Here is an 11,941-nt window from a genome sequence, read left to right as displayed (position 1 = left end):
CGGTGAATCGTTAATTTTTAATTATGAGTTAGCTTGTAATTTAGTTAAATCGTCCGACGTGAAATAGACATCACGTGGCTTGGAACCCTTAGCTGGTGACACATAGTTGCGGTTTTCCAAATCATCAATGATATTTGCTGCTCGGTTATAGCCGACGGAAAAAGTTCGTTGCAATTTTGACGTTGAAACGGTGTCTTCATCCGCTAAATAAGCTAAAACTTCCGGCATGAGATCATCCTGATTCTTGGCGGCTTCTTCATGTTTCACCAAACTATCCGGCTGAAATTCGTAATGTGGGGCAGCTTGATCACGAACGTATTGCGCAATGTCATCAATTTCGCTATCCACATACGTCCCTTGTAAGCGAATCGGCGTACTTTGGCCATTTCCGAGGTATAGCATATCCCCGCGACCTAACAGCCGTTCCGCACCACTCGCATCCAAAATCGTGCGCGAATCAATCTGACTCGCCACCATAAAGGCAATCCGGGTCGGAATATTGTTTTTGATTAAACCAGTAACGACATCAACACTTGGTCGTTGCGTGGCAACCAACAAATGAATCCCCGCGGCCCGAGCTTTTTGAGTGATTCGGGCAATATAATCTTGAACTTCACTAGAAGCGACCATCATCAAATCGGCTAATTCGTCAATGACGATGACAATGTACGGCATCTTCAACCCATCTTCATGATGTTCGACAGCCATGGCATTGAATTGCTCAATATTACGAGCACCGCCCGCGGCCAATTTATCGTACCGATTGTCCATTTCATCCACGACCCATTTCAGCGCGGCTGAAGCGGCCTTCGGTTCTGAAATCACCGGCGCTAACAAATGCGGCACCCGGTCATATGGCGCTAATTCCACTGCTTTAGGATCAATCAACAAAAGCTTAACTTCTTGTGGATTAGCCTTATAGAGCAGTGAAACCAAGATACTATTAATAAAGACCGATTTACCAGAACCCGTCGCCCCAGCAATCAAGCCGTGCGGCATTTTACGGAGATCAGTCACTTGTGGTTGGCCAAATAGATCGACACCCAATGCCACTGTTAATGGTGAGCGACTGTCCTTAAATTTCTGTGAATTCAGAACTTCTGACAACATTACCGGCCGCGACTTCTTGTTTGGAATTTCAATTCCGACCGTGTTGCGACCCGGAATTGGCGCTTCGATACGAATATCTTTCGCTGCTAACGCTAATTTCAAATCATCATTCAAATTCGTGATTTTGCTGACCTTGACGCCACGTGCCAATTTTACTTGGAACTGGGTCACGGTCGGTCCAACGGTCCAATCAACGACGTTTGCATCGACACCAAAAGCATCCAGCGACTCATCTAGCGCACTGGCCTTGCTTTCGATCCAATCATCCATTTCAGATTCATCGGGAACCACTGGCGCTTTTAACAGATCAAGCGGTGGCAAATGATAGGCCGCCAAATCTTTGTCTGCTAAAACTGGCGCGGCTGAGGTGCCGGAATGAACTGCTGAAGTCGGCTCAGCATCCGCACTAGTCGCACTTGCTGCTGACGCCGCTATCGGCGCTTGCGATGTGACTTTAGTCGCGCTGCTCGCTGGCTTTACCGCCGGCTGAGCCCGTGGCCGTACACCGACTGGTTGATACATTTCGTCGTCACCGGCATCGTCAGTACCCATTGACTGCTCAGAGACCGGTGTCTCGGCAGTCTCAGCTTCTGGTTGGTCTTTAAATAAAGCCAAATCTGACTGAGCATTATGCTCCTCTGTCATGATGGCATCTAGTGACAATCCAAGACCATGATTCGGTTTAGCAGCTGTTGAAATTGGCGCTGAACTCGGACTTTCGCTGTCGGCAGTCTCTGCTAGGTCTGCCAATTGGGTCGCTGCAGAAACTGCAGCTGAATCCGCAGACGACGTTATTTCAGCCGACTCGATCGTCGTAGTCTCAGCTTCAGTCGACAAAATCGTCGACTCAGTGCTAGTCTCACTTGTCGGTGGCGTCACTGACTCGGCTGAATTGACCATACTGGTCACTGCTGAGTCTGATGCGGCCATGCTTGCAGAAACAAGGCTAGTCGGCTCAAATACTTCCGTCGGCGCGGTGCTGGTTGCCATGGTTGTAGCAACACTGGTCACTGAAGTCGCTGGCTCAAAAACCACAGTCGGCGCAGCTTCACTCGTTATTTCAGTTGCCGGATAGTTAGTTTCAGCCACTGGCGCTGCGGACAATTCCACGATTGGCTCACTTGTTGACGCCTCATCCGCGAACAAAAAATACGTTTCAATCGGTTTATGCAAACTGGCTTCAACTTCCAAATAAGCTGTTTCATCATGTGTGACTGTCACCCCAACTGCCACATTCGACCGTGTTAATTGTGCCGGAATATGTGTCGGATGAAAGTCACCATGTGTCACCCCATTGAAAGGTTCAGTTGAGGTTGGCTGGCTGGCTGCTGATTGCACTGTTGCGCCAGTTGAATAAACCGGCTTAGCAGCGCTAGTGGCCGCCGACAGTCCCGCTGATGCTGGACGCGGTGCCGTGCTGGTTGATTGACTGGCCGCGGCCGAAGTCGGTTTTTTAGTTATAAAATCTCGATATTTCCGGTAAAATGCCGGGCCATCATAATGGTTCATTTTCAATCATCCTATTTTTAGTGTTCAACCTAATTAAGCCTCAAATAAAGTTTGGGCACGTTTAAAGTCAAATGGTTCGCCAACTTTTTGATAATCAGCCGGCAAAATCAAAGCACCTGGTCGTTGTGGCGCATTTGGTAAGTGCAGTTCACGACCAGAAACGATCATCCCGTTACTTGCAATGCCTCGAAGTTCACCCGGCCAAATAATTAATCCATTTGGCATCATGGCACCAATCTTAGCCACAACGACCAAAATATCGGCTTGCATATTTGGTGAGCCACTCACGATCTGTAACGTTTCACCCTCCCCTATTTGCGTCTGGGTCACTTGTAAATGATCAGACTTGGGATGGGCTTCGGCACTTTCAACATAGCCCACGACAAATTTCGGCGTCGTGTCTAAAACTAAATCTGGTTCAAAATCAGTTGCTTTTAATAATTTATTTAATTGGTCAACTTGGTCAGTGGTTAAATGAACTTGGCCGTTAACATCTAATTGTCCTAGGGTCTGCGAAACTTCAAAAAAGTTGTAACCAAGTGTTTCACCAGTTGCAACGTCACTAATCCGGGTGACATTTTGATGTGTTTCGATCTTTTGTTCAGCAGTATCTGGTCGTAAAATAGCGATCAATGTATCGCCTAATTCGGATGGATTATAACTTGTAATTAACATTTGAAACCCCTTTACTCTCATTCTAAGCGTTCAATTAAACATTATAGCCTATTTCTGACGATTCTTACTGATTAATTATGACTTTTATTTGTATTATCGTCAATCATTGGTATACTAATTTTGAGCAAAAAATCCCATGTTAAGTTGGTCGAAAGGAGCACGCAACATGAATAAACAATTACAATACGGCGGGTTATTAGCTGTTGGGATGGCCGGTATCGCTGGTGGATTCTCCGTTGGCGGGCTACTAAAACGGTTGCGCCGACCAACCCCTAATCAGATCTTAAACCAAGTCAAACGGGCCTTTTTAAAGGAAGCACCAATTGAAGGCTCTTGGATTGAAATGAAAAAAGCCCCACTACAAAAGTTCGCCTTACGAACTGACGTCTACTATGGTGGGATCACCCGTTACGAAGATGGTCAACTCGTTCAGTACGAATTTTTGGCGGATGCCAATACTGGCAGTATTTTAGATATTTATCGTCTTTAATCAAAAAGATGTTCACCTATAATTGCGGTGAGCATCTTTTTTGATTGCTTAAAAACATTAAAACAATTGTTTAAGCTGGCAATTCAACTAAAATTTCTATTGCAAGTTCAATCGCCGGGATGACCGCATCAGTTCCCCATTGACGTGGATCATGTCGATCCAAGTTGGCTAAAGAATCCGCCGTATACAAGAGTTGACCAAACTTAATTTTTCGAAATTTCGCACAAGCTACTAATGCGGCGCATTCCATCTCAACGACCTCGCAGCCAGCTAACTTCACGCTAGTAATTCTTGATTTGTTTTCACGAAAAATGGCATCCGTCGTCCAAGTTTTCACTAGTCTAACCGGAATATGTCGTTGCAATAACCCTTTTTGAATCCCGGCAACCATGGTTGGGTCAACGGTCGCCCACTCACTAGCGGGCAAATAATGAAAAGAAGTTCCTTCATCCCGTAAAGCCGCCGTTGGACTCAAAAAAATATTTTCTGGGAGCTCTGTCAAAGCCCCACAACTGCCGACACCCAAAACTTGTCTCACGCCAAACGCAATTAGGCTCTCTAAAATCATGACCGCACCGGGCGCTCCTAATGGTGCTTGCGCCATCGCAATCTTTTGACCATGCCGGTTGACCTGATAAACTCGCGCAACTTTGGTAATCGAGTCAAAATGTGCAACTTCGACCCCGTGATAGTGCGTCACAATTTGTTGAAAGTGCTGGTCATCCGTCAACATTAATAAAGCTTTTTCTGGCAGTTTAAAATTGCCCTCAGTACTAGGCGACAACACTGCCTCGGGATCATCGTCAAAATGCAATAAAGTCAGTTCATCACGCATACGTTCATCTCCAAATCAACTCATTTTTCTAAGCAGATCTGTCCCGCTGACGTCGCCCTCAGCGAATCAACGGGGCTTTAACAGTAGTCTGATCCACTCACACTCATTTTACCAGCGATATTCCACCGGATTTTTAATGTATTGATCGTAAACATCCCGCACAATCGCCATTTGTTGATTGCTCAATGCCGGCAGATCGGCCGCAGTCGTATTACGTTCAATTTGGTTAGGGTTACTGGCACCCGGAATAACCGCGGAAACCGCATCATACATCAAGATGTACCGTAAGGCCAACGCCGCTAAGTTATCCGTCTTCAACCGAGTCTTGAGTTCATCAGCGGCCTTGACCCCGGTCAAGAAGTCCACGCCAGAGAACGTCTCACCTTGGTCAAAGTGTTGACCATGGCGGTTGTTAGTCCGATGATCCGTAGGTGCAAAAGTCGTTTCAGCGGTATACTTGCCGCTGAGTAACCCACTTGCTAACGGCACCCGAGCTAAAATACCAATATTATGCTGTTTGGCTAAGTCAAAAAACAGGTTAGCTGGCCGGAGCCGGAACATGTTGAAAATAATTTCAATCGCTGAAATATCGTAATCCATCGCCTTAATGGCCTCTTCAACCTTTTCAACACTTACCCCGTAGTGCCGAATCTTACCTGCTTTTTTGAGCCGGTCTAACTCGAAGAACGTTTCCGGTTGGTACAGAACCTGAGTTGGCGGGCAGTGCAATAAGACCGTATCTAAAGCGTCCACGCCTAAATTCTTTAACGACTCATCTACATAACGGTCGATACTCTTAGGGCTAAAGTGGTCCGCCGTTAAGGGGGCTTCTTTTCGGCCAATTTTAGTCGTATAGTGAATATCCGAATGACGCTTCAAAAATTGCCCAACGGTTCGTTCACTGGCACCACCCTGATAGCCATCAGCGGTATCAAAAAAGTTTACCCCTTGATCATAGGCCTCGGCTAAGGTAGCCATCGCGTCTTTTTCACTGAATGGCAGTCCCCATTTTCCACCTAATTGCCAGGTACCAAGCGAAACTTCACTAATTTTATAACCTGTATTGCCAAATTGACGGTATTTCATTTGCCATCTTCCCTTCATCGTTATTGCTTATCACTAGTATAAAACTTACAGTTACGGCTAAGGCAAGCATTTTGCCTAAAAAATTTTATTTTAGGCAAAAAAAGTCTGGTCACAGTCAGTTCAATGACTTTAACCAGACTAGTTTAATTTATGTTTACTTTAATCAAAGTGACGCCACTCACGATCCATCAACGCCCGTGCCACAAAGAGCCCCAGCGGTAAAAACATAATAATTAACATCGCTTTAGTCAGCCAGAGGGCTCCGACGCCGATTTGGTTGCTCCCAATATTGTAAATGGCTCGGTAAATATAAAGCCCCGGCACCATGATCACAATGGACGGCACGGTCAGTGAGATCCGCGGATAACCGTTATAACGATTAATCAGAGAAGCCAGTAATCCCGCCACTAGTGCGCCACAAAAGGCCGCGGCGGCCGGTGGCATCGTGGTCAGTTCAACAAGTTCTAACCGGAGCGTATTGGCAATGGCACCCATGAACCCCGCCGTAATGGCCATTTTTTGTGAGCTGTTAAACATAATCGAGAAGCCGTAGACCCCACAAAAACTCGCAGGTAGCCGTAACAACATCAACATTAACGGAGATAACCCGAGGGGTAAGAAGTTCCCCGGTTTAAAATGAAATAGTGTTGCGACCAGCCAACCGACCAACGTCGCAATCAACGTGACCATGATCGCGTAGGCTAACCGTTCGAGTCCCGACCGCATATCCAGCTTTGAAATATCTAGCATACTCGTGATAAACGGAAAGCCCGGTATCACGAACAGCATCGCCCCAATGTAGCCAGCCTCATGTTCTGCTAAGACGTGAAAGCCCATCTCAAGTAATCGAAAGCTTGCCATGTACACTAGGCACGCCACCGCCACACTAACGGCAATCCCCGCAATCGTGGTCAGCGACCGTTTACCCATCTTTGCCCGGACATAGTTCCCAAAACCGGCTCCTAGAAAGGAGCACAACATTTCAGGTAAGCCACCACCCAGTAGAAAAATAAATCCGCTGCAGGCTAACGCGGCAGCCAGTCCTAGCGTCACCGGCGTATATTGTTTTGGCCGTTTTTGAGCCTTATCGATTGCTGTGTGTAGTTCACGAATCGTTAAGGTTGCATAGCGTTCGTCAAACTCACTGACAAACTTCTCTAAAACATTCAGTTTATCCGTGTTAACACCGGTATTGGGTAGTGCCAGCACCTGTGTATAGCTGCGATCATGGCTAAAACAAGTATAGTGCAGCGCAATTAGCCCAATATCTGCCGAACAAGTTAAGTTGAGACTCCGGGCGACCTTATTCATCGCGTCACGCACCCGCCAAGCCCCAGTTCCACAAGACAACAGTGAGATTCCGATGCGTCCGACAATCGACGTCCGTTCTTGTAAACTGGCATTCTTAGCCGGAACATCTTCGTTACGAATGAAATCCTTCCACGGAATCGTCATATGATGGCGTTGTGACAATCCTAGTTGTTTTTTATTTGCCATATATCCTCCTCAGTCACGCAGACTTTCCGTTCATCAGGCTTAGTCGTCGTTAACCGATTTGTCCCAGACACGAATTTTTCTTAATCGGTCTTGGTTGCGGCTGGAAACGTCGCAATAATTTTATAAATGGGGCCAAATTGGCTAAATTTTTGTTCATATTCAGTTTCAACATTTTCTTCCGGTGTCACGGCGGCATGCAAATTCAACCACACTTGTTCAAATTGCATCCCGTAATTATTCATGCTGGTCAACGAAAATTCAAATAAGCCCCGATTGTCTGTCTTGAATTCAATCTGACCATTTGGCTTTAGAACTTCTTCATAACCCGCCAAAAAAGTTTTATAAGTCAGTCGACGTTTAGCATGCCGCGTTTTAGGCCACGGATCTGAAAAATTTAAGTACAATCGATCAACTTCATTAGGTTCAAAAAAGGCCGTGACTGCTTGACCATCCGCATGAGCCAATTGTAAATTTGGCAGTGGGGCATCAACTAACTCACGCAGAATAACTGCGATCACCGAAGTTTGAATCTCAATGGCGATATAATTGATTTCTGGGTGGCGTTTGGCCATCTCAATGATGAATTGGCCCTTTCCACTCCCAACTTCAATCTGGAGTGGCTGAGTGGCCTTAAAACGGCTTTGCCATTTTCCCCGAAAATCTGTCGGCGTTTCCGTAATTAATTCTGGATGGGCATTAATTAATTTTGGGGCCCAAGGTTTATTCCGTACACGCATTTTTGATAACTCCTCTAGTTATTATTTCAACAAAATAGCTGCGAATTCCGCCTGGGACTCGCAGCTACCGGTCTTAACTTCTAAAAATTACAGTTGATGCTGTGACAATTCTTCTAAGAAGATAATTTCATGATTCATTTTGTGATACTGATTACGATAATAATTATCTTTAATATTCAATAATAAATTAATCTTAGCATACCAAATGACCCGTCGCTGAAGTTCAGGTGTCATGGTTTCACCATATTCTGAAAACCAAGCTTGCCAGTCATCCAATGGCACATATTCACACAACAGCATACTAATATCTGAGGCTGGATCAGCAAAACGTGCTGAATCCCAATCGACCAAATAAAGTTGGCGATGATCGGATAATAGCCAGTTTTTATGATTCAAATCCCCATGACACACTCGATAATCTGTTGTTGGTAAAGTTGGTAACGTGCCTTTCAACGTTTTTAAGACGGTCGCCATCAATGGATGTTGCCGCAAATCATCTGGTAATTCACTCAAATATTGTCGGATAAAGTCATGTGGTCGAACCACTTGACCGCCGACTTTAGTTAACATTCGATGAAGCAACTTGGAATTGTGCACACGTGCCAATAAATGCGCCACTTCAGGCAGTCGCATTTGTTGCTTCGTTAAAGTTTGACCATTGAGCCATTCTTGGGCAGTTAAGGTATCACCACTCGAAATTCGTTTGGTCCAGATTAACCGCGGAGTAATTTCTTCCATCGAGAGTGCTGCTAAAAACGGCGACGCGTTTCGTTTCAAAAACAATCGTTGTTGATTCTTTTTGCCCATGAAAGCTTTATTGGTATTGCCATATATTGGATAGACATCCCAGCCATCATCAAGTTCGAAATCCATCAGCCCACTCCTCTCAAAAATAATTAGTTATCTTGCGTCCCTTTAATTCACTTAACAATCACATTCTAAAGACCAAAAGCGACCACGTCAAGTCCTTTTTAACCGTTGTGCCAACTGACTTTTATCCCAATCGAAGCTTGGCATACCAAGCAACTAAGAGATAGATTTCCAGCACGTTAATCACTGCTAAAAGTCCAACTTGAACTAACGATGCGTTGCTTAACCAAAACGCCACTAAAAAGACTAAGCCGGTACCACTCAAGACGATCATGAGCAGTCGTTGGAAGCTTTTCAAACGTTGGGTCAAGCCAATTGGGTAAATATGCGTAAACACAATATTATCGTATCGCTTATAAAACGGCAACAATTGAAAGCCAATCAGGTAGATGAAAATCACATCTAAACCAATTGCCAACCAGCCGTGCCCACTGAAATACAGCAGAATCGCACCAATTAATGTCAGTCGCGCCACGAGACCACTAAATTCTGTACCCCGCACCATACCACGTGCAAATAAATAATTGAATGCGTGTCGCTGATCACGAGGACCCCAGTTGAAGACCCAATCTAAATAGCGCCGCCGCTTGACTGTGCCTTGGACCATGGGAACATCCGTAAACAAATTAAAGAAACGATAAATGCCCAGCATGCGGTTGGCTTCCAGCTTAATATCATCTCGCCAAGCCACCACTGTCGTTGGCCAAACCTGACTGTGCCACCAGCGTTGGCCGGCTGCAAGTACCAAAGCTAAGCCTAAACCTAGCCAAGTAGAACTAAATAAACTTAATGCGAGGATCACTAAGGCTAAGCCCCAGTTACCAAGCTGTGACCAGCGACGTTGTGCCGCCGTTAAGCGATACAAACGCGTCACGTAACCCGTTAGCTGGCTGTCTTTTAACGCCAGTTGAGTGACCAGCAATGCTAACAAGCTCAGTCCCGACAGGCGATCGACCAACATTAAAATTGGCACGGTCAACCCGACTAAAACCACTTGGACGGCTTGGGCAAGCCACCAACTATAACGCCAAGCATGGACAAAATAACCATGTAGATCATGCTCACGTGGCAACAAAAAGACGACATCCGCGGGCTCTAACAAAGTTGCTACCCGGCCAAGTGCTAAGCCGAGCCATAAAATCAACCCAACGACTAAAACAATCCAAGTATCCCGTGGACTCACCGTTTTCAGCCAATTAGCATACGCCAAACCAAGGCCACCGACAAAGAACATTAGCGCAATGACAAAATGATCATTGAAAACTAGCCGTAAGTACCGCAACATTTGTCGCAAATGGCGGGACAAACGGTTTTGGTACAACTCATTCATCGCGTGTCACTCCCGTCAAGCTGAGATAAATATCGTTCAACGATTCCCCAGCATCAGGATAATGTGCCTTGATTTCGTCAAACGTGCCTTGTGTTTGAATCTCGCCAGCATGAAGCAAGACGAACCGGTCACAAAACTTCTCAGCAGTGTCTAAGACGTGCGTTGACATCAATACGGCCGCGCCTTGTTGCTTAACTTCACCAATCAAATGTAACAAGTCATGTACCGCCAATGGATCTAGGCCTAAAAATGGTTCATCAATAATGTATAACTTTGCGTTAGTGATGAACGCACACACGATCATGACTTTCTGTTTCATCCCTTTAGAAAAATTAGCTGGGAACCAATCGAGTTTATTGTCCAAACGAAAAATCTTCAATAAATGATTGGCGCGTTCCCAAGCGGCTTTTTGGTCTAAGCCATAGGCCAGCATCGCCATTTCTAAATGTTCTTTTAACGTTAATTCTTCATATAAGACGGGTGTTTCTGGAATGTAAGCAATTTGCTGCTTATAGGCTTGGGCATCACTTGCAAGGGTAGTACCATTCAACGTAATGGTCCCCTTCATTGGTTGCAACAACCCAATAATGTGATTAATGGTGGTTGATTTACCCGCGCCATTTAATCCAATCAAGCCCACTAACTCGCCGGGTTCAACTTGAAAACTAATATCCTTTAAGACCGGAATCTGCGAATAACCGCCAACTAAGTGGCTCACTGTTAGTGCCATTAAACTTACCTCTTTCTGTCTGAACTAAGTGAAATCTATTATAGCATAGCCGACTTGCCTGACGCCTTAACTGACCAGTAAGGTTAGTCACCTAATTAAAGCGCCCTCATTTTCAAAATGGTTAGTGTATAATAGAACTAAATTTTAGAAAAGAAGGTTATCCTATGGCTGCTTTTGAACCGAAACTCGATGACGATTGTATTTTCTGCAAAATTATTAAGGGTGATATCCCTAGTTACACGATTTATGAAGACGACATGGTCAAAGCGTTTCTGGATATTTCACAAGGAACGCCAGGCCACACTTTAGTCATTCCTAAGACTCACGTCCCTGATATTTTTGCTTATGATACTGACTTAGCCAGTGCCGTTTTTGCCCGGATTCCTATGATTGCTCGTGCCATCAAGGCTTCTGATGATGCAATTATCGGGATGAACGTGGTCAACAATAACGGGGCGGTTGCCTATCAATCCGTCTTCCATTCCCATTTTCATCTCATTCCACGGTATAGTGACAAAGATGATTTCCGCATGATTTTCAAAGATAACTCTAAGAAATACGACGAAACCGACTATACCCGGCTTCAAAATGGCATCAAAGCTCACATTAACGATTAGGAGGTTTTGCATTTGGCTAAATTTTTCCGTCGCAGTATGGCTGGCCTAGGCTTGAGTCTGGCCGCCTATATGCTGATCAATCATAAAACACCTAAAGCGGTTTACACAGACGTCAAAGATTACGTTCAAGAAGTGTTAGACGCCGCCGATCAATTACAATCAGCGCGTGAAGATTTTTCAGACGCTTCTAGTGATCTGACTGTTCAAATGGCGCATGCTGGTGAAGTTTTCGATGATATTGCTACTGAAGTGGATAAATTTCAATTTAAATTGGAACCACACCTCGCAATCATGAAAAAGTATTCTGATCATCTACAAAAGACGCTAGATGACTTGGCACCCAAGGCATAAACTGAAATCGTTGAGTTGCTGAGCAGCTTAACGATTTTTTGTTCGGCAACTTTACAGTTGTCTTTCATTTAATTTAGCTAATGGTTATGGTAGATTTTATGAAG

The 11,941-nt window shown here is 45.0% G+C and carries 12 protein-coding genes; 3 read left to right on the top strand and 9 right to left on the bottom strand.

The window, feature by feature from the left end; translation table 11 throughout:
- Positions 1–21: 21 nt before the first annotated feature.
- Together RA086_RS06025 and ytpR are read right to left on the bottom strand one after the other, a co-directional pair.
- On the bottom strand, positions 22–2,619 hold the full coding sequence (locus tag RA086_RS06025) for a DNA translocase FtsK (protein WP_308702953.1): 2,598 nt from the start codon (positions 2,617–2,619) through the stop codon (positions 22–24).
- A gap of 33 nt (positions 2,620–2,652) precedes the next feature.
- The gene (ytpR, locus tag RA086_RS06020) at positions 2,653–3,294 is read right to left on the bottom strand and encodes a YtpR family tRNA-binding protein (RefSeq protein WP_308702952.1); all 642 of its coding nucleotides are present in this window, start codon (positions 3,292–3,294) and stop codon (positions 2,653–2,655) included.
- A 166-nt stretch (positions 3,295–3,460) separates the two neighbouring features.
- Between ytpR and RA086_RS06015 the strand changes: the two genes are divergently transcribed.
- Positions 3,461–3,784 (top strand): PepSY domain-containing protein, encoded by a 324-nt coding sequence (locus RA086_RS06015; RefSeq protein WP_047999495.1) that lies wholly within the window; start codon positions 3,461–3,463, stop codon positions 3,782–3,784.
- A gap of 70 nt (positions 3,785–3,854) precedes the next feature.
- Here the strand turns inward: RA086_RS06015 and RA086_RS06010 are convergent, their stop codons facing one another.
- From RA086_RS06010 to RA086_RS05980, 7 genes are all read right to left on the bottom strand, one after another.
- Positions 3,855–4,619 (bottom strand): nucleoside phosphorylase, encoded by a 765-nt coding sequence (locus RA086_RS06010; RefSeq protein ID WP_308702951.1) that lies wholly within the window; start codon positions 4,617–4,619, stop codon positions 3,855–3,857.
- Between the two features lie 108 nt (positions 4,620–4,727).
- Positions 4,728–5,705 carry an aldo/keto reductase gene (locus RA086_RS06005; RefSeq protein ID WP_308702950.1) on the bottom strand — a complete coding sequence of 326 codons (978 nt, stop codon included), beginning with the start codon at positions 5,703–5,705 and terminating at the stop codon, positions 4,728–4,730.
- Positions 5,706–5,864: 159 nt separating this feature from the next.
- Entirely contained in the window at positions 5,865–7,202 is a 1,338-nt protein-coding gene (locus RA086_RS06000; RefSeq protein WP_308702949.1) for a threonine/serine exporter family protein, read from the bottom strand.
- Between the two features lie 80 nt (positions 7,203–7,282).
- Positions 7,283–7,939: a tRNA (guanosine(46)-N7)-methyltransferase TrmB gene (gene trmB / locus RA086_RS05995; protein WP_308702948.1), complete on the bottom strand. Its 657-nt coding sequence runs from the start codon at positions 7,937–7,939 to the stop codon at positions 7,283–7,285.
- Positions 7,940–8,026: 87 nt separating this feature from the next.
- Positions 8,027–8,812 carry a phosphotransferase family protein gene (locus RA086_RS05990; RefSeq protein WP_308702947.1) on the bottom strand — a complete coding sequence of 262 codons (786 nt, stop codon included), beginning with the start codon at positions 8,810–8,812 and terminating at the stop codon, positions 8,027–8,029.
- 121 nt (positions 8,813–8,933) lie between these two features.
- A complete protein-coding gene (locus tag RA086_RS05985; protein ID WP_308702946.1) occupies positions 8,934–10,139 on the bottom strand; it encodes an ABC transporter permease in 1,206 nt (401 codons plus the stop codon).
- Positions 10,132–10,869, bottom strand: a complete 738-nt coding sequence (locus RA086_RS05980; RefSeq protein ID WP_308702945.1) for an ABC transporter ATP-binding protein — start codon at positions 10,867–10,869, stop codon at positions 10,132–10,134. The genes RA086_RS05985 and RA086_RS05980 overlap by 8 nt, the downstream gene beginning before the upstream one ends.
- Before the next feature lie 164 nt (positions 10,870–11,033).
- Between RA086_RS05980 and RA086_RS05975 the strand changes: the two genes are divergently transcribed.
- Positions 11,034–11,486, top strand: coding sequence for an HIT family protein (locus tag RA086_RS05975; RefSeq protein ID WP_308702944.1), 453 nt, complete (start codon positions 11,034–11,036; stop codon positions 11,484–11,486).
- A 12-nt stretch (positions 11,487–11,498) separates the two neighbouring features.
- A complete protein-coding gene (locus tag RA086_RS05970; RefSeq protein WP_308702943.1) occupies positions 11,499–11,837 on the top strand; it encodes a hypothetical protein in 339 nt (112 codons plus the stop codon).
- Positions 11,838–11,941: the final 104 nt, after the last annotated feature.

The sequence above is a fragment of the Lactiplantibacillus brownii genome (assembly GCF_031085375.1).
GTDB classification, from domain to species: Bacteria; Bacillota; Bacilli; order Lactobacillales; family Lactobacillaceae; genus Lactiplantibacillus; species Lactiplantibacillus brownii.
Note: the sequence above shows the minus strand (reverse complement) of the source record. Positions and strands in the feature narration are given on the sequence as shown.